The sequence below is a fragment of the Aerosakkonema sp. BLCC-F183 genome, from assembly GCF_041929145.1.
Classification (GTDB): Bacteria; Cyanobacteriota; Cyanobacteriia; order Cyanobacteriales; family Aerosakkonemataceae; genus Aerosakkonema.
On the sequence record NZ_JBHFNU010000043.1, the window covers coordinates 43,528 to 61,628 of the forward strand.

Consider the following 18,101-nt stretch of genomic DNA (forward strand, 5'->3'; position numbering starts at 1 on the left):
TTTAATTTTCAGATTTACAACGCTGACCTGGAGCCAAAATGGGCGGACATGGCTTATTTTCGGTATTCCCTTTTTGAGCGTCAACGTCTTCTTTTGTAGAAGTGGGTGTAGAAACTCTTGGTGTGGGATCAATTGGTTTTACTAAAAACGCAATACCAAAAGAAACAAACATCACTATTGGGGCTAATATTGCAAACAACAACAACAAAGGCATTTGAGATATTACCCCACTTGCTCTTCCTTGGATTGGTTGAGTCTTAGCCACTGATTGTCCTTGTCCCGGCGATACTATCAAAGTATTTTTAAACTTTTCTACCGCTTCCAATACCTCAGAAGTCGATCGATACCTCTTGTGCCAATCATCCCGCACCATTTGCTCTAAAATTTTTGCCAACCCATTACTTACCTGCGCTTTATCCCGCCAAGCAACTTCACCGGTACGAGGATCTGTGGGTAATTTTTCAGGGTTTAATCCTGTCAAAGCTTCAATTGCTGTCATCCCCAGCGCGTAAATATCGCTGTTTGGTTTTGCATCCCCTTGACGTTGTTCTTTCGGTGCATATCCCGCCGTGTGAATTTGCGTTCCTTTCTGTGGCGAATTTTGGAAAATCGATCGCGCCACTACTTCCTTCACCGCACCAAAATCAATCAGGACTATTTTCTTGTCCCGATTTCGTCTCATCAAATTCTCCGGTTTAATATCCCGATGTATAATCCCTTGACTGTGAATATATTCCAGAATCTTCAGCACATCTTCCAATAATTCCACGACTTGTTCTTCTGGAAGCGTTCTGACTCGCTGCAATTCATCGCTCAGAGTATGTCCCTCTATCAATTCCTGGACTAAATAAAACTCTTGATTATCGTCAAAATGGGCAAAAAATTGCGGTATTTGGTTATTTGTGGGCGGATTGGTTAATTTGTGTAAAACTGACGCCTCGCGTTTAAATAAATCTTTGGCTTTGTTGAAAGTGCTTGGGTCGTTACTGACAAAAGTCAGGCGTTTAACCGCGCACTTTTTATCCATTGCTTGAGAATCCTCCGCCAGGTAGGTTTCGCCAAAACTACCCTTACCTAGCAGTTTAATAATTCGGTAATGTCCGCCTACAATTTGCCCAACTTGGAGAGGTTGTCCCTGCAAGAAAGTCATATCATACTACCGTGAAGAGCGCTGTGGCTTTGGGCCTAGATTTGCTAAAACCAAGTCCCTTATTTTTCCCCATCCTAAAGGATGAATTGCCGAATTGCCACCAATGCTATTCGCTTACACGTTTTCTCTGTAATCTGCTCCCAGCCACTTTCCTTTCTATGGAGAGGGGTAGGTTCCTGCTATCACCGCATCGGTCGAGTAATGGGAAAAACCGGGTTTTCTTGGCTAGTAACAACAAAAGCTACCCACCACAAAACCCGGTTTCTCTAAACGTACAAAATCGGCTTTACAGTCCAGCGACTACTTTTTTAACTTCTGAAGGAAAGCCATGATCTGAGCATTTTGCTTCTTGAGCCCTTCGATTTCAGCCTGCATTTTGGCCATTTGCTGTTTCAGGGCTTGGATTTCACCTGCTGCCGCTCCGTCAGTGGCCGCAGTTGCCGGCGCTGCTGCACTAGCACCTGCTGCACTAGCTGGCGCTGCTTTCGCCGCAGGTGCTGCTGCTGCCGGACGTTTTTTCGACTTGTCCAGGGCAGTTTTCAGTGCTGCCATCAGCTGCTTCTGGTCAAATGGCTTTGCCAAAAACTCAAAAAATTCAAATGGTTCCGGAATTTCTTTAGTAACTTCGTCTTTACGGCCTGACATTACCACTAAAGGAATCGTCCGGAGCTCTGGTTGTTTTTCGATTTCCTGAAAAACGTCCCAACCACTTTTCTTTGGCAGGATGAAATCCAACATAATCCAGTTCGGACGTTCCTTGCGGATTAAATTGAGTCCTTCTACGCCGTCTTTGGCTTCGACGATCTCAAATTTACCCGTAGGTAACATATCTTTTACAGTTTTTCGGATGACTCCGCTGTCGTCTATAACGAGTATTTTGTTAGGCACGACCGATTCCTCTGCCGGGAACAGTGATTTTTTTCTAAAACTAATGCTATCGTGTGGGCTTCTTCACTGTGCTAGACACCGCAGCGCTAACACGGTTTGGGTTTTTCTGTTGCATCGGCTGTCCGATAAAGGCAAGTATTTTTTGCCGCTAACAACCGAATCCTGGCAAACACGATGAGATGGGCCGCGTTTGGATAGACTGTGTTAGTCTTTTTTCAGCTTACCAACGAACGACGTTTTACTTCCCCAAGGGAAATTAAGTATATCAAAACCTCCCACACTCACGAGCTTTAGTCTCGATACGGACAATTGAAATTGTCTATGACGACTAATATTTCTATGTCTACGCACCCATACTATCAGTTCCTTGCCCACCCTAGCAGCACTTTCTTTGACATCAGCGCAAGTGGGGCGGTGGCAGGACTAAACTCTGATAGTTTCGATCGCATCAGCGTCTCAGGTGAGATACGATCGCCATACCAGTTTAGCCAACGCTCTACAATTTGAGGCAGACCAATTTTTAAAAGTGCTAGTACCTTGATTTTCAGCATAAATACTTAAGTTCTATGCCATCTGAAGCTAATCGTACAGATCTAAGCCCAAAAGCCAATACCCAAATGAGATCTGAAATTGAGGCTATGCCGCCTTGGTTGCGAAGTCGAGGTATTGGTAAAGCCAGTGAAATCTCAACTGTGCAGCGCATTATTAAGCAGCGCCAGATTCACACCATTTGTGAAGAAGGGCGCTGTCCCAATCGGGGTGAGTGCTATTCCCAAAAAACAGCAACTTTCCTGTTGATGGGGCCAACCTGTACCAGAGCTTGTGCTTTTTGTCAAGTAGATAAAGGTCACGCACCCATGCCTTTAGATCCTCAAGAACCCCAAAAGGTGGCCGAATCAGTGCAGTTGCTCGGTTTGCGCTATGTGGTGCTGACTTCCGTGGCGCGAGACGATTTGGCAGATGGGGGAGCGGGTTGGTTTGCGGCGACAATGGAGGCTATCCGCGAGTTAAATCCCCAGACGCAAATAGAGGTGCTGACACCAGACTTTTGGGGCGGTCAAGGTGATGCAGAGCTTACGCCAGAAGAAAAACAGCATCAACGGATTGCTACGGTGGTGAAGGCAAAGCCGGCTTGTTACAACCACAATATTGAAACGGTGCGACGGCTGCAAGCACCGGTGCGGCGCGGGGCTAAGTACGATCGCACTCTGGCCGTCCTCCAGATTGTCAAACAACTCGACTCCACAATTCCCACCAAATCCGGGATAATGCTGGGACATGGAGAAACGGAAGCCGAAGTAATCGAGACAATGGCAGATTTAAGGGCAGTGGGGTGCGATCGCATCACCTTGGGTCAATATATGCGTCCCTCTCTGGAACACCTGCCGGTGCAGAAGTACTGGACACCGACAGAATTCGATCGTTTGGGTACGATCGCCAGCGAGATGGGTTTTTCTCACGTTCGTTCCGGGCCACTCGTCCGTAGCTCCTACCACGCAGGTGAGAGCGCTTGAGCTAAACTGCCTCAAGGTTTGTCACTTGAGGCACACCTGAGAAATTCACAAATCTTTCTCTGATGTTGTGTTATTGGGGATCGATCTTTGGTATTTGTGGATCAATCACCAAAACCAAATTAGGAGAACAGCCTATGACTGCTAAAGTCCCAAAAACGACTAATGCAACTCGTCCTAGCACAAAAGGCCCCTATCCGTTTCGTACCGCTTGGTTTCTACTGCTGTTAGGTATCAACTTCTTGGTAGCAGCCTATTATTTCCATATTCTGGTATAATCGCGACAATTTGTTTTGCCATCGGTGCTGCTCAGAGCGTGCCTTTGAACAAACCTTGGGGACGAACGAGCAGCACTATTACCATGATGGCTAGTGCTACAGCGAGTTTATATTCTGGCCCTAAAAAGGGAATGTTGAATTGTTGACCGATGCCAGCGGTAACTTCCTGGGCTATACCAATGACGAAAGCACCTGCGATCGCGCCGTAAGGATTGCCAATTCCACCCAAAATTACAGAGGCAAACATCGGCAAGATCAAAAACCATCCCATATTAGGCCGAATTCCCGTAATCAAGCCGTACATACCGCCACCTAAAGCGGTTAAAATGCCCGCGATCGCCCAAGTCCAAATCACGACGCGATCGACATTGATACCAGTGACGCGGGCTAGGTCAACATTATCTGCGACGGCTCGCATCGCTTTGCCAATTTTGGTATTCTGCAATAACAAGTGCAGTGCCACAATTGCTAAAATAGCTAAAATTACGACGACAATCCGGTAGAAAGCGACTTTGACACCGAAAATGTCGATCGCTTCCGCAACAGGCAAAGCATAGGATTGATTGCTACCTCCCCAGATGAAGATAATACCGTTGCGGATAAATAAGGCCAATCCTATGGATAGGATCATTAAAGTGGTAGAAGTAGCACGGCGATCGCGCATCGGCGACCACAGCAGCTTTTCTGACAACACCATTCCAGCTACCGTTACTATCGCACCAAAAATCAGCGCTAGCCAGATATTTACTCCACTCGTATTTACTACCCAAGCGAGATAAGCTCCCAGCGTCATAAAGTCACCGTGAGCGAAGTTGGCTAGCCGCAAGATTCCATAGGTCAGCGTTAAACCGACTGCTGCTAGGGCAATGATACTGCCGACGGCAATCCCATTTACAAACAGTTGTGCAATTTGTTGTACGTCCATTTTTTGATTTGTAACCTTTACCCAGTCCTATCGCTTTGATAGATTGTCTCCCAACACAACTGGTTTGAAAAGCTTCATATTTTGAAAGCCGATAAAAATGCTGCGAAATCTCAGAAAAGCAGACTGACTGGCTTCATACAAGCGCACTTGCCTACTTTCAGCTTTGTCTGACCCGAAGAAAATATTAATTTTTTTGTTTCTGCTTGACTCTCCAGTCCAGGGGAGGGTTTATCTTAGTATTGTCAGTTTCGCTTAAAACGTAATCTACCTCATTGTGTAAGTCTTGTCTAAGAGGTAAAGTTATGTCACTCAAAAAAAGATTATTAATCGCTCTTGTAAGCACTGGTGCTGGTGTCACCACAACATTAGCTAGTAGCTACTTTACATCGGGAACTGTAGCATTGCCAATAAAAGGTGCAAATTCCCCATTGCCTGGAAATATGATGAATTGCCGGATGCAAACTACAGGTTTAGCATCGACAGGGATGGGTATGATGTCGTCGATGCAGGTGCAAAATGAGTTTGATTACCTCAGCAAAATGATTCCTCATCACGAAGAAGCGATTGCTACAGCCAAACTTCTCAAAGCCGGGACAAATCGCCCTGAAATGAGAAAATTTGCTGACGATATTATCCGCGTTCAGAGTGCCGAAATCGAAAAAATGCAGGCATGGCTGAATCGATGGTATCCATCTCAGAAAGCTGAAGTACAATATATGGCGATGATGCGAGATCTAACTAATCTCAAAGGAGACGCTTTAGATCGAGCATTCTTAGAAGATATGCGGATGCACCACATGGGTGCCATTATGATGTCGCAACGTCTTTTAATCGGTAATCTAGCTCAACACAACGAGGTGAAAACACTCGCACAAGAAATCCGCACTGCTCAACGTAACGAAATTCATCAAATGCAAGCTTGGTTGCAAACCTGGTTTGGTAATACAACCATGATGAGACATCGCAATTACCCCGCCGGTACAAACAATCCCACCAATCGTCCGTTTGGTATGGGTGGAATTGGCATATAAAATTTCAAGCGAGCGAACGAGGTAAGGGCGATCGTATCTATTTGATTTTCACAAAAAAAGGAGAATTTTATGGCTCTAGAATTGACAGTTCCTTCTATGGCTTGTTCTGTTTGTGCAGACAAGATTACCAAAGCCGTGCAAAAAGTCGATCCAAATGCTCAGGTGCAAGCCGATCCCAAATCTAAGATAGTTAGCATTCAAACGCAGCACGCTGAGACAGAAATTAAACACGCGATCGTTCAAGCAGGTTATCCAGTCGCCTAAATTAATTAAAAGTTAAAAATTTATAATGTAAATATTAAGTACATTGTGGAATTTTTAACTTTTAATTCGTTTCTAAAAAGAATAAAATAAAAAACAAAATAAGGTTATTGTCTAGATTGATATCCCGTTAGAAATACCAGTCACATAACCTACCATGAAAATAAAAACTAACCTTGTCATTCAGATGATCGCTTTGGGATTTTTATTAAAAATATGTTAAGGCTAGGTATAACTCTGCATAAAAAATATTTAATAAAACTTTCTCAAACAAAAAAGGTGGTAAACTATGAAAACAGAGTATCTACGATTAGAAGGAATGGGCTGTGCTGCTTGTGCGTCTAACATTGAACAAGCCATCAAATCTGTACCGGGAGTTATGGACTGTAACGTTAACTTCGGGATGGAACAGGCTACTGTTAAGTATCATCCGCAGCGCACAAGTTTAGAAAATATTCAACAGGCTGTAGCTGACGCAGGATATACAGCACAACCGCTGCAAGAACTGGGAACTGGTGAAGACGATCGCGAAAAAACATCCCGCCAAAAAGAACAGCAAATATTGCAACGTAAAGTGATAGTAGCGGCAATTATCAGCATTATATTGCTCGTCGGTTCCCTCCCAGCAATGACCGGCTTACATATAGCATTTCTACCGAAATTTTTGCACAATGCTTGGGTGCAATTAGGATTGACAACGCCAGTGCTATTATGGTGCGGTCAATCTTTTTTCAGAGGAGCTTGGAAATCTGTAAAACGTCGTATTGCGGATATGAATACTCTGATTGCTCTCGGTACAGGTGCAGCATATTTACATTCCTTGGTTGCGACTGTTTTACCGCAATTATTTGTAGAACCAGAAGAACCTGGCTTACAACCTGATGTTTATTACGAAAGCACCGCCATTATTATTACGTTAATTTTGTTAGGAAGATTTTTGGAAAGTCGCGCCAGGGGACAAACATCAGAAGCTATTCGCAAATTGATGGGTTTGCAAGCAAAAACCGCTCGCGTGATTCGCGCAGGACAAGAAGTAGATGTTCCCATTGCTGAAGTTACAGTTGGTGACATTATTATAGTTCGGCCTGGTGAAAAAATTCCCGTTGATGGAGAAGTGATTGAAGGTAGCTCAACGGTAGACGAAGCAATGGTGACAGGAGAAAGTTTCCCCGTGAGCAAACATTCGGGGGATGAAGTAATTGGAGCGACAATAAACAAAACTGGTAGTTTTAAATTCCGTGCATCGCGAGTAGGAAAAGATACTGTTTTGGCTCAAATTGTCAAATTAGTACAACAAGCTCAAGGTTCTAAAGCACCCATTCAAAGATTAGCCGATCGCATTACAGGATGGTTTGTGCCGACTGTAATTGCCATTGCGATCGCAACCTTCATTATCTGGTTTAGTCTCATAGGCAACTTGACACTAGCTTTAATGACTGCTGTCGGCGTCTTAATTATTGCTTGTCCTTGCGCGTTGGGTTTAGCTACACCCACTTCCGTGATGGTGGGAACCGGTAAAGGTGCAGAAAACGGCATTTTAATTAAAGGTGCAGATAGTCTGGAACTCGTCCATAAAATTGAAACCATTGTATTCGATAAAACTGGTACTCTCACAGAAGGAAAACCAACTGTAACAAACTACGTGACGGTTTTAGGAACTGCTCACAGCAACGAAATCAAACTTTTGCGATTGGCAGCTGCTGTAGAACGTTATTCAGAACATCCTTTAGCAGAAGCAATTGTTAATTATGCCAAAGCTCAAGGCGTTGATTTTCCGCTCCCAGAAGCTGAAAATTTTCAAGCAATTGCTGGGAGTGGTGTGCAAAGTATTGTTTCTGGAAGACTTGTACAAATAGGTACGCAGCGCTGGATGCAAGAACTGACGATCGATACTGCAAATTTTGACGTGCCTTTGCAAAATTATCAAGCGCAGTGGGAAGGAACTGGTAAAACAGTTGTTTGGATAGCCGTAGATGGAGAAGTGCAAGGATTAATAGGTATTGCCGATACTCTCAAAGTTTCTTCAGCTAACGCTATAAAAGCGCTGCAAAAGCTAGGTTTACAAGTAGTTATGCTGACAGGAGATAATCGAAAAACATCTGAAACGATCGCACATGATTTAGGGATCGATCGAGTCTTTGCGGAAGTGCGTCCCGATCGAAAAGCAACTGTTATTCAATCTCTTCAAGCAGAAAACAGTCACAGGATTTCTAATTCAAAATCCGTATTATCACGTAGACTTTTGGGAAGGAAGCAAAATCCTAAATCTGTTGTAGCAATGGTGGGAGATGGAATTAACGATGCACCTGCACTAGCTCAAGCCGATGTAGGCATTGCGATCGGTACTGGTACAGATGTAGCGATCGCAGCTAGCGATATCACACTAATTTCTGGAGATTTACAAGCGATTGTCACAGCTATTCAACTCAGTCGCGCCACCATGCAAAATATTCGTCAAAATCTCTTCTTTGCCTTTATTTATAACGTCGCTGGTATTCCCATTGCGGCTGGTGTTCTTTTTCCCATTTTTGGTTGGCTACTCAATCCCATTATTGCTGGCGCAGCAATGGCTTTTAGTTCCGTTTCTGTTGTGACTAACGCACTGCGCTTGCGAAACTTTCAGCCGAAAAGCATTTAGTAGGGTACGTTAATGTGGTGTAACGCACCTGAAGCTCGATCGAGTCTTTTGGGTTTATGCTGAAAAATGTTTGTTTCTGTTACGGATAGGTGAATGGTGAGTTACGGCACGGCAACTTAATTATTACTTGAAAGTGTTGAAATCATCGCCCGTGCCTAACCAATCCTACAATTAAATAAGTTTTTTTTCAAAAAACCTAAGATAACAAACATTTTCAACCATAAATCCAAAAGAGCAAAATCAGATTATTTCCCTTACCTTTCCTCACCCCAACTACGCAATTGCAAATAAATCAACAACAGCGTTACTACCAGCAAAACAGTTGCCGCCGCAGCTGCATAGCCAAAATCAAATTGGCCAAATGCTTGGTCATAAATATAGTAAACTAGCAAATTAGTAGAGTTTAAAGGCCCGCCACCAGTAATAACATAAACTTGCTCAAAACTTCGCAGTGTAAAAATAGCCGCAGTCACGGTAGCGAAAACAAGAGTAGGACGCAAACCGGGCAAAGTAATATGCCAAAATTGTTGCCAGGAATTCGCGCCATCTAACTCGGCTGCTTCGTAAAGTTGTTGTGGAATTGCTTGCAGTCCCGCTAGAAACACTACCATATTGAAACCGATTTGTTTCCAGCTACTTAATAAAATCAATACAGGCATTGCCCAAGTTGTGCTACTCAGCCAGGGAATTGGTTGAATACCGATCGCATTCAGAAACCCATTAACTGGCCCATCGGTTTGAAACAGCCACCGAAATCCCAATCCAACTGCAACTAGAGAAGTAATGGAGGGGATGAAATAAGCAGTTCGCAGTATACCCCGCCATTTTAAGCTGCGATTCAACAATACAGCCAATCCTAAAGGAACAACTAAGCTGGGAATGACCGTGGCAACGGTAAAATAAGCTGTGTTAGCCACAACTTGCCAAAAATCTGGGGTCACGATTAAGCGCCAGTAGTTCCGCAATCCCACCCAGCGAGTACCGGCTTGAGTAAAGTTACCTGCTGTAAAGCTTAAGTAAAACAGGTAGGCGATCGGCCACAGGACAAACACACCGAGTAAAATCAGTGCGGGAGCTAAAAAAATCCATGCCGCGATCGCATCGTTGTCCAACCAAGATTTACCATATACTTTTGGCCTCAGCAAAGTTTCCTCCCAGTTGCTATGACTGCTAATCCCATATCAGTTGATTCTACCCCCAGTCTCATTTCGCCCGATGTTCCGCTCGATCGCTCAATCCCAGCCGTACCTTTAAAATTAGGTATCATGGCTTCTGGGAATGGTAGTAACTTTGAGGCAGTTGCAGAAGCGATCGCATCTGGAGAACTCAATGCCAAAACACAAGTATTGATTTACAATAATCCCGACGCCAAAGTCGTCGCCAGAGCAGAACGTTGGGGTGTTCCTTCTATCCTCCTCAATCACCGAGATTATCAAAAGCGAGAAGATTTGGATGCCAAAATTGTGGAGACTTTCCAGCAATTCGGCGTTGAGTGGGTTATCATGGCGGGTTGGATGCGAATTGTTACCCCGGTATTAATTGATGCTTTTCCCAATCGGTTGATTAACATTCATCCCAGCTTGTTACCCAGTTTTCGGGGTGTCCGCGCTGTCGAACAAGCTCTCGCTGCTGGTGTAAAAATTACTGGTTGTACAGTTCACCTAGTCGTCCCGGAAGTGGATAGCGGCCAGATTTTGATGCAAGCTGCCGTACCGATACTGCCAAATGATACTTCGGAAACGTTGCACGGGAGAATACAGGTACAGGAACATCGGATTTTACCGAAAGCGATCGCGTTAGCTGCCAAAATGTATCAATAAAAAAGCAAGGGAGAGGGAAGCAGAATTTTGAATGAGTTACTTTTAGCTACCGACTGCTGCAATCATTACACTGCTCGATTTAATCACCGCGAAGACTTCTTTTCCCTTCTTTAACCCCAGTTTGTCCGCCGATGTACGAGTAACAATCGATACTAGCTCTACTCCCGGTGCGATCTCCAGCGTAACTTCCGCATTCACGCTCCCTTTGACAATTCGTTTCACTTTTGCTGTCAAGAGGTTGCGGGCACTGATTTGTACAGACTGTAACGTTGCTGTATTGATTGACTCGTTCGCGACGCTCGCCGAAGGTATCGCTTCTTCTGCTTCTTCCTCTAAATCCTCGGAAAAATCGATCGCGTTGACATCAAACGGGGCAGAGGAAAGCGATTTCCCCATCTGACGGATCATTTCTCGCAAGATTTCTGTTTTAGTGCGCTGGGTCTGCTGGCTCATCTGTTCCAGAATTCGCCGCTCTTCATCTGAGGATTGGAAAGTGATCCAGCCTTGCTCTTTTCTTGGCATTTTTTGATACCAAATATGTTGGTATAAAGTTGGTATGATAGCCCGATGGTTATATATTCTAGCGGTAAATCGATGTTCGATTTCCCCAATCTAACCATACCAACCCTACCTTCCCAACTCAAGTCTGATGAAACGAAGACGCATTATCGCCGTTCTGAGCGGATTTCTAGGAACTCTCCTGCTAGCGATCGGCTTGAAGGTACTCATACCCGTTCCAGCGAACGCGCAGTCTACCACGCTTCTAATTGGAGCCGCAGCTAGTTTGCAAAATGCCCTGCAACAACTCGATCCCCTCTTTGAATCTGCCAATCGAGGCATTACAGTCAACTACAATTTCGCCGCCTCTGGGCCGCTGCAACAGCAAATCGAGCAGGGCGCACCGATCGACCTATTCATTTCTGCGGCAAATAAACAAATGGATACATTGCAGCAGAAAAATTTGATCGTAACCGATACTCGTCGCAACTTACTAACCAACAGCTTAGTTCTGGTAGTACCCAGCAACTCGACATTACAGCTGACAAACTTCCGGCAATTAACCGACTCAAACATCAAAAAGATTTCCGTTGGAGAGCCACGTAGCGTCCCGGCTGGGCAATACGCAGAAGAAGTGTTTAAAAATTTGGGAATTTTAGCACAAGTGCAACCCAAGCTCGTATATGGCAACTCAGTTCGGAATGTTTTAGCAAGTGTAGAAAGCGGTAACGCAGATGCCGGAATTGTTTATGCCACTGATGCCAAAATTTCTAACCAGGTGAAACAAGTAGCAATTGCTCCCAGTAACCTGCACTCTGCGATCGTTTATCCAATGGCAGTAATTACAGCCAGCCGCAATCAGCAAGCTGCTCGTACCTACGCTCAATTCTTAACGAGCGGACAAGCTCAAGCTGTATTTAGGCGATACGGTTTCGGCATTGCTCGATAGAAACTGACCGATTCAATTATAGTTGGCTCAAAGGAATTGCAGGTTTCACATGAAGCTAGCTACTTCATTCCCTCCTGACACTTTTTATTGATATACCTCGTTGTTATGACTGCCGATCTTTCCCCGTTATGGATTTCGCTGAAAACCGCAGGGCTTGCAACCATTGCCATATTCTTTACAGGGATTGCAGCTGCCTACTGGATGTTGGGTTATCGAGGACGGTGGAAGTCAGTCATTGAGGGCATTTTTGTTTCGCCGTTGATTCTGCCGCCTACTGTTGTGGGCTTTATATTACTGGTGTTGTTTGGCAAAAACGGGCCGCTGGGTCACTTAACGGCTCAGTTTGATTTCACAGTCGTCTTTAGCTGGTACGCGGCAGTTATTACGGCGACAGTTGTGGGTTTTCCCTTGATGTACAAAACCGCATTAGGGGCATTTGAGCAAGTCGATCGCAGTTTGCTGCAAGTGGCCCAAACCCTCGGCGCATCTAAGGCACGCATTTTTTGGGGCGTGTTGCTGCCACTTTCCGCCCCTGGCATTCTGGCGGGAACAATGCTGGGATTTGCGCGAGCGTTAGGAGAATTTGGCGCAACGTTGATGTTAGCAGGAAATATTCCCGGTCAAACTCAAACCATTCCAATGGCAATTTACTTTGCGATGGAAGCAGGGGCTATTAATGAAGCTTGGCTGTGGGTAATCGCGATCGTGACGATCTCGCTATCCGGGATCGTAGCGGTAAACTTATGGCAAAAGCAATACGAGCGCAAGATTAAAGGGAAGTTTGGAATTGTTGAAGCCAATGAACCTGTTAATGGCAGGAATAGAACCACTGAACTTGCTGAGATCGTGCCACTGGCTGGACTCCAGACACCCCAGTTTGAGGGAGGATTGTTAGTTGATATTGAGAAACAGCTAGCCAACTTTACACTCAAAACTACCTTTACGGCTGACGAAGAAACTTTAGGGTTACTGGGTGGATCTGGTTCTGGCAAAAGTATGACACTTCGCTGTATTGCTGGAGTAGAAACACCGACCAAAGGACGAATTGTCTTGAACGGTCAGACTTTGTTTGATTCCGAAAAGCGGATCGATGTCCCCAGTCATGAGCGCAAAGTCAGTTTGGTGTTTCAAAACTATGCCTTGTTTCCTCATATGACCGTTGCCCAAAATATTGCTTTTGGCTTGCAGCGTTTAGCAAAACGATTGCGATCGCAACGAGTGAATCAACAACTGGCTTTACTACAATTAGAGGGATTAGGCGATCGTTATCCCCATCAACTTTCAGGCGGACAGCAACAAAGAGTTGCCTTGGCAAGGGCGCTAGCAACCGAACCGGAAGCCTTATTACTCGACGAGCCATTTTCGGCACTGGATACTTATCTTCGCAGTCAAGTCGAGCGTCAATTGATCGAAACCTTGTCTACCTATTCGGGTGTAACGTTGTTTGTAACCCATAATTTAGAGGAAGCCTATCGGGTCTGTGAAAAATTGATGGTGATGTCAGGTGGGAAACCGATCGCTTTTGATTACAAACATCAAATTTTTGAACATCCTCGTACTATTCGCGTTGCACAACTGACGGGATGCAAAAACTTTTCTCGTGCTACTGCGGTCGGAGTGGATGAGATCGACGCGATCGATTGGGGCGTTACCTTACAAGTCCTGGAAGCAATTCCCGATGACCTGGCAGATGTGGGTATTCGTGCCCATCAAATTAGTCTTATACCTAATGCTGATTCAAATTTGAATAATACGTTTCCGTGCTGGTTAGCTTCAACCAGTGAAACACCACACCGAATGACACTTTTCCTCAAGTTAAATGCGGCACCTCAAAACGCCCAGGATTACCATGTGCAGGCAGAAATTTTCAAAGAGAAGTGGCAAGCAATCAAGAATCATCCGTTTCCTTGGTATGCTCGCTTCGATCCCCTCCGTCTAATTTTAATGGTTGACTAAGCCCAGATCGACAACGGTGCAAAACTCTCTATCCTCTTTAAATTAAGGCTTACTTCGTAAGCTTTTCCCTCTTCCCTCTTCTCGACGCCCTAGCTATATTATGCCGCTGGCTTATGTTTTGCTAATTTCAACGCAGACAATAACAAAACTGTACCCAGAATTAGATACAGCAAAGAGTTTGATACAAACCTTAACAAATTACTACCAATAAATGCACCTAAAATTGATCCTAAAGCCATTGAAAAAATCAATCTACCTTCTGATTCAATCTGCTTTAGCCGTTGCTGGCTTCTGTATTTGAATAGACCCATCATAATTGTTGGAATACTGATCGCAAGGCTCAAACTACCCGCCAATTTAATCTCAACTCCAAACAGCAAAATAATTGTCGGTATAATCAACTCACCGCCTGCCACACCTAGCATACTGCTGAATATGCCGATCGCAATTCCCGCTGCAAACGCAACGCTGATTTTCAATAGACTTGGTAGTTGCAAACTCCCAAAACTGAAGATGATATTATGCCCTATCAATACCAAGCTTATAAAAATTAGAAAAACTACGACAACTCGATTTAACGCTCGTTCGTTAATTCGGGTTGCATAGTGAACCCCAACATAAGAACCGATGAGAGAGCCTGCCAGAATATTGACGATCCCTACCCAATGTGCTGCAACATTATCAAGGCCAATAACGCCATTCCGAAAAATGAACGAGAATATAACTGTTACAAGGCTCACGATGAGATTAATAACGATCGCTTGTAGGGTGCGATAGTTAAATACACTCAGTAGAATCGGTAAGCGGAACTCTGCACCACCCAAACCGATTAGCCCACCAAGAACCCCGACCAAAGCACCCCAAGCAAACGCCGAGATATTCCGCATTGACATATGCACACCTACAACAGAGACATTATGAATGGTTTACTTTGAAGGTGATGGGATCGACTTAGGCATCATTGGTTTTCACTGTCTCAGATGTAGCCTTCGGCTGCTCCTTGCGGGTTTTATATGATGCCCGCAAATTACCAATAATATAAATTGCTGAAACCCTTGTTTTAAAAGGCTTTGTAATTATGGCCAATTGGCAGGACATTTTATTACTCAGTCTTTGCGTTCAAAGCGATCGAACGATCTAATCGACGGCAATCATCACATCTGATGACTTGATTACTGCGTACACTTCTTTCCCTGCTGTCAGTCCCAAGCTTTCCGCCGATGCTTTGGTAATAATCGCTGTCACTTCGACTCCAGAAGAGATTTCGACTATCACTTCATCGTTAACTGCGCCTGTGACTATAGATTTCACGGTTCCCTTCAGAGCATTGCGAGCGCTAACTTTCATAATTTTATCCTCAATTACAAACTCTGGAATATAAAGAAACACGACAATTTAGTGATTAGAAGGGCAGGAATCAAAAGCTATGCCCGATCGCTAATCACCAGTTATTGTTGTATTTGATAGCCACTATTTTTGGCAATATGTTAATTATACTTGCTTTAGTTTCATAGTCTTTCTCTGCTATGTAAATTCAGAATTCCGAATATTTCGCCCAAAATGCTCGATTGAGGGAATTTATCGCGCAACAGCATCCCGAACTTTGTAATAATTTGAAACAAATTAGGCTATCACCTTATGTTCAAATTATGTAAGGCTTGCTGAATTTACAAAAACGATTAAGAAAAGACAGGATGCCTACCCCACAAGAATTTTTGGAAATGTCTAATGCTCTAAACTAGAGCACCAGTCCAGTAGAATAAATTGACGAAATGAATAAAATATGTGTTGTGTACGGGCGTTCGCGTAGCGTGCCGGAGGCATTAGCATTCGGGCTACAATGTATTGCACAAAACGCTAGATTTTCTGCCCGAATGCTTCGCCCAGCCGAGGTTTCTATCGGCAACACACCTTATTTCTTTTGTCAACCAGTTTTACTGGACTGACGCTCTAGGGCCATCACTTGTAGATTAAGGATGTTCCTGACAATCGTCATGGCGATCGACTACTTTTAAGAAGGCTAAATTAGCGATCGCATTCACGGAATGAACCGCGTTGGCAGGCATGGCAACAAATACACCCGGTTCTAGCGCGATCTCCTGTCCTTCCAATGTGAAAACTCCTTGTCCTTCAATGACCGTAATAAATCCATCATGGGAGGAGGTATGGCTGTTTAAAACAGTTCCTGCTTTCAAGCAAACTAAGATTGCTTGGCGTTTTTCGTCTTTAGTAACAATCTGGCGGCGTACCCCTGAGTCTCCATATTCAATTAGATCGCGCAGTTGAGTAGCGAATCCAACAAGTTTTGTTGTGGAAGTAACCATGATATGAACCTCTCAATACAGTACAAATCGATTTGACCTATTTCTGGCTTATGCACCAGTTTCGACTTCAAAGTAGATGTTTTTCTTGTCTCCGGGAATAACCTCTATTCTGCTGCTTTGGGTCACGCGATACAAATATTCGCTGATTTTTTCCATGTTGCCAACAATGTTCCAGTAGGTTTCACCATCAGGGCAAAAAATCCTCAGTGTTGGCACATCTTGATTTGTGGTCAGTGACCACTGGCATTGAGTCAAGACCGTTTGCGTGATGCGATCGCAACCTGCATAGAAATGGTTGCTCACAGCTTCCTGAAGTTGTAACAGTAAGTCTCGATCTAGAGATGTGTAAATCGGAGCCAGATCGTCGGGAGGAAGAATGAACGTTTTCATAAGTAACTCGCTCAAAAGTATTAAACTCGATTAATTCTGTGAGATTTTATTCAACAACCTTACAAGGGGTAGGATGTGGCCGATCGCTATTGGGGCAAGTTTGTAAATCTTGCTGGATTAAGTTATCTCGAACAACTTGGTGAGACTTATCTGTTGCTTCTAACCCAATCCAGGCTGAAATTTTATTACTGTCAAAGCCAACTTCCCGACGATCGCCAACTTGTATGAGCGGACGACGAATCAATAGAGGATCGTCGATCATCGATTTTAAGGCAGTTTCTGCATCCAATTGTGCTGGAACAATCTTCCCTGATTTAATGGAAGGTGCAGTGTAATTAAACCATTCTGTAACTGGCAAATTCCCAAAAAATGGCCTTAGTGTTTCAACAGTCCAGGATTGAGTCAATAAATTATAAGCTTCAACCGTATGCCCTGCTGCTGACAACAATGCTTTTTGCTTTTTGTTGTTGATACAGCCTGGTTTTTCATAAAAGATAACAGTTGTCATTTGATTTCCTCCTCAATGATATTTACAAATGCTTACGCTTTTTTATGCATCGCACGTCAAGCCAGAAGAATTTGTTAATTTGGGAATATTAATTGTGCAAAATGAATGAGAACTTAACTTCTTGGTTAACTTTGTCCGGCTTTGTCGAAATACAAGGAAGTGCTGCATAATTTCAAAAAAACGACGTTTATCGAAAATACCTCCCATTAAAGTTTCTATTTCACCGTGTCCTAGAAAACGAATATCTTCTCCATTAACTGAGCGAATGGGAATAAACTGTTTCCATTGGCTGGTGAGCGTACCAATACGAGACTGTGTTCCATTAGAAAGCACCAGCAACTCATTGAACGAAAAAAATTTGGGCAGGTGAGCTTGATACTCTTGAAGTTGTAAACAAGCGGCTCGCAGTGACCATGCTTTTTCCCCCGCATGAACACCATGAAATACTACTAATGGTAATCCATTAATAAAGACAACCAGATCCAGGAAATGCTGATAGTCTCCTTCAATTACAGGAAAAGAGTAGATCGCTAACCAATCGTTGTTCAAGAGATTGGAAAAATCTAACAATTGCAAGGTTGTCGGTCTACTGGCATCGGTTCCTGAAGAGTTTATTTTTATACCATCCAATAATTGCAGATGCCATTGACGGTTCTGTTGCATTATCGGTATGGAGCGATTTGCTGTTAATTGATAAAGGAGACTTTCAATCTGCTGAGGTGAGACATCCGGGTTGATTCGCTGCATTGCCTGACAAAAGCGATCGCTCAGGATGCCGTTGCAATAACTTCGCAAAATTGCCTGATGTCGTCCTGAAACAATATCTGATTGCAACAAAACAGTATAGCCTAACACCTCGAACCAGGTCAGAATACGTTCTACACTCGGTTCAATAGTCTTAGAGGGCTTCAGCCACGAAGGGACAGAATCTCTAGTGCGATTGACTGTGTTTTTGGGCGATCGATTCATGAATT

At 44.0% G+C, this 18,101-nt stretch carries 20 protein-coding genes; 9 read left to right on the top strand and 11 right to left on the bottom strand.

The features are described from left to right. Position 1 precedes the first annotated feature (1 nt). Positions 2-1,150: a protein kinase gene (locus ACE1CD_RS11310; protein WP_374824007.1), complete on the bottom strand. Its 1,149-nt coding sequence runs from the start codon at positions 1,148-1,150 to the stop codon at positions 2-4. Positions 1,151-1,450: 300 nt separating this feature from the next. Continuing rightward, positions 1,451-2,038: a response regulator gene (locus ACE1CD_RS11315; protein ID WP_374824009.1), complete on the bottom strand. Its 588-nt coding sequence runs from the start codon at positions 2,036-2,038 to the stop codon at positions 1,451-1,453. Between the two features lie 321 nt (positions 2,039-2,359). On the opposite strand from ACE1CD_RS11315, the gene ACE1CD_RS11320 reads away from it, so the two are divergent. The 3 genes from ACE1CD_RS11320 to psaX all read left to right on the top strand — a co-directional run bounded on the left by ACE1CD_RS11320 (position 2,360) and on the right by psaX (position 3,827). Continuing rightward, positions 2,360-2,545 carry a hypothetical protein gene (locus tag ACE1CD_RS11320; RefSeq protein ID WP_374824012.1) on the top strand — a complete coding sequence of 62 codons (186 nt, stop codon included), beginning with the start codon at positions 2,360-2,362 and terminating at the stop codon, positions 2,543-2,545. 59 nt (positions 2,546-2,604) lie between these two features. Continuing rightward, the gene (gene lipA / locus ACE1CD_RS11325) at positions 2,605-3,552 is read left to right on the top strand and encodes a lipoyl synthase (protein WP_374824015.1); all 948 of its coding nucleotides are present in this window, start codon (positions 2,605-2,607) and stop codon (positions 3,550-3,552) included. A 134-nt stretch (positions 3,553-3,686) separates the two neighbouring features. Then, entirely contained in the window at positions 3,687-3,827 is a 141-nt protein-coding gene (psaX, locus tag ACE1CD_RS11330; protein WP_190463243.1) for a photosystem I protein PsaX, read from the top strand. 31 nt (positions 3,828-3,858) lie between these two features. Here psaX and ACE1CD_RS11335 read toward each other — a convergent pair whose 3' ends face one another. Next, entirely contained in the window at positions 3,859-4,752 is an 894-nt protein-coding gene (locus ACE1CD_RS11335; protein WP_374824018.1) for a branched-chain amino acid ABC transporter permease, read from the bottom strand. 302 nt (positions 4,753-5,054) lie between these two features. Here ACE1CD_RS11335 and ACE1CD_RS11340 point away from each other — a divergent pair, with 302 nt between their 5' ends. From ACE1CD_RS11340 to ACE1CD_RS11350, 3 genes are all read left to right on the top strand, one after another. Then, a complete protein-coding gene (locus tag ACE1CD_RS11340) occupies positions 5,055-5,783 on the top strand; it encodes a DUF305 domain-containing protein (RefSeq protein WP_374794987.1) in 729 nt (242 codons plus the stop codon). A 69-nt stretch (positions 5,784-5,852) separates the two neighbouring features. Further along, on the top strand, positions 5,853-6,047 hold the full coding sequence (locus ACE1CD_RS11345; protein WP_374794986.1) for a heavy-metal-associated domain-containing protein: 195 nt from the start codon (positions 5,853-5,855) through the stop codon (positions 6,045-6,047). Between the two features lie 286 nt (positions 6,048-6,333). Next, positions 6,334-8,682, top strand: a complete 2,349-nt coding sequence (locus ACE1CD_RS11350) for a heavy metal translocating P-type ATPase (protein ID WP_374794985.1) — start codon at positions 6,334-6,336, stop codon at positions 8,680-8,682. A 254-nt stretch (positions 8,683-8,936) separates the two neighbouring features. On the opposite strand, the gene ACE1CD_RS11355 is transcribed toward ACE1CD_RS11350, so the two are convergent. Beyond that, positions 8,937-9,827: a carbohydrate ABC transporter permease gene (locus tag ACE1CD_RS11355; protein ID WP_374824021.1), complete on the bottom strand. Its 891-nt coding sequence runs from the start codon at positions 9,825-9,827 to the stop codon at positions 8,937-8,939. 18 nt (positions 9,828-9,845) lie between these two features. Between ACE1CD_RS11355 and purN the strand changes: the two genes are divergently transcribed. After that, positions 9,846-10,502: a phosphoribosylglycinamide formyltransferase gene (gene purN, locus ACE1CD_RS11360; protein WP_374824024.1), complete on the top strand. Its 657-nt coding sequence runs from the start codon at positions 9,846-9,848 to the stop codon at positions 10,500-10,502. A 42-nt stretch (positions 10,503-10,544) separates the two neighbouring features. Here the strand turns inward: purN and ACE1CD_RS11365 are convergent, their stop codons facing one another. Continuing rightward, positions 10,545-11,024 carry a molybdopterin-binding protein gene (locus tag ACE1CD_RS11365; RefSeq protein ID WP_374794982.1) on the bottom strand — a complete coding sequence of 160 codons (480 nt, stop codon included), beginning with the start codon at positions 11,022-11,024 and terminating at the stop codon, positions 10,545-10,547. A gap of 127 nt (positions 11,025-11,151) precedes the next feature. Here ACE1CD_RS11365 and modA point away from each other — a divergent pair, with 127 nt between their 5' ends. Both modA and modB read left to right on the top strand, forming a co-directional pair. Beyond that, complete coding sequence (gene modA, locus ACE1CD_RS11370; protein WP_374794981.1) at positions 11,152-11,949, top strand: molybdate ABC transporter substrate-binding protein; 798 nt, start codon at positions 11,152-11,154, stop codon at positions 11,947-11,949. A 105-nt stretch (positions 11,950-12,054) separates the two neighbouring features. Beyond that, positions 12,055-13,905 (top strand): molybdate ABC transporter permease subunit, encoded by a 1,851-nt coding sequence (modB, locus tag ACE1CD_RS11375; protein WP_374824027.1) that lies wholly within the window; start codon positions 12,055-12,057, stop codon positions 13,903-13,905. 98 nt (positions 13,906-14,003) lie between these two features. On the opposite strand, the gene ACE1CD_RS11380 is transcribed toward modB, so the two are convergent. The 6 genes from ACE1CD_RS11380 to ACE1CD_RS11405 all read right to left on the bottom strand — a co-directional run bounded on the left by ACE1CD_RS11380 (position 14,004) and on the right by ACE1CD_RS11405 (position 18,096). Next, a complete protein-coding gene (locus ACE1CD_RS11380; protein ID WP_374824030.1) occupies positions 14,004-14,798 on the bottom strand; it encodes a sulfite exporter TauE/SafE family protein in 795 nt (264 codons plus the stop codon). 244 nt (positions 14,799-15,042) lie between these two features. Continuing rightward, positions 15,043-15,252 carry a molybdopterin-binding protein gene (locus ACE1CD_RS11385; protein WP_374794978.1) on the bottom strand — a complete coding sequence of 70 codons (210 nt, stop codon included), beginning with the start codon at positions 15,250-15,252 and terminating at the stop codon, positions 15,043-15,045. A 623-nt stretch (positions 15,253-15,875) separates the two neighbouring features. Further along, positions 15,876-16,229 (bottom strand): cupin domain-containing protein, encoded by a 354-nt coding sequence (locus ACE1CD_RS11390; protein ID WP_374794977.1) that lies wholly within the window; start codon positions 16,227-16,229, stop codon positions 15,876-15,878. A gap of 48 nt (positions 16,230-16,277) precedes the next feature. Next, positions 16,278-16,619, bottom strand: a complete 342-nt coding sequence (locus ACE1CD_RS11395; protein WP_374794976.1) for a hypothetical protein — start codon at positions 16,617-16,619, stop codon at positions 16,278-16,280. A 46-nt stretch (positions 16,620-16,665) separates the two neighbouring features. Continuing rightward, positions 16,666-17,127, bottom strand: coding sequence for an ArsC/Spx/MgsR family protein (locus ACE1CD_RS11400; protein ID WP_374794975.1), 462 nt, complete (start codon positions 17,125-17,127; stop codon positions 16,666-16,668). A 42-nt stretch (positions 17,128-17,169) separates the two neighbouring features. Further along, positions 17,170-18,096 (bottom strand): type I restriction endonuclease, encoded by a 927-nt coding sequence (locus ACE1CD_RS11405; RefSeq protein ID WP_374824033.1) that lies wholly within the window; start codon positions 18,094-18,096, stop codon positions 17,170-17,172. Positions 18,097-18,101 lie beyond the last annotated feature (5 nt).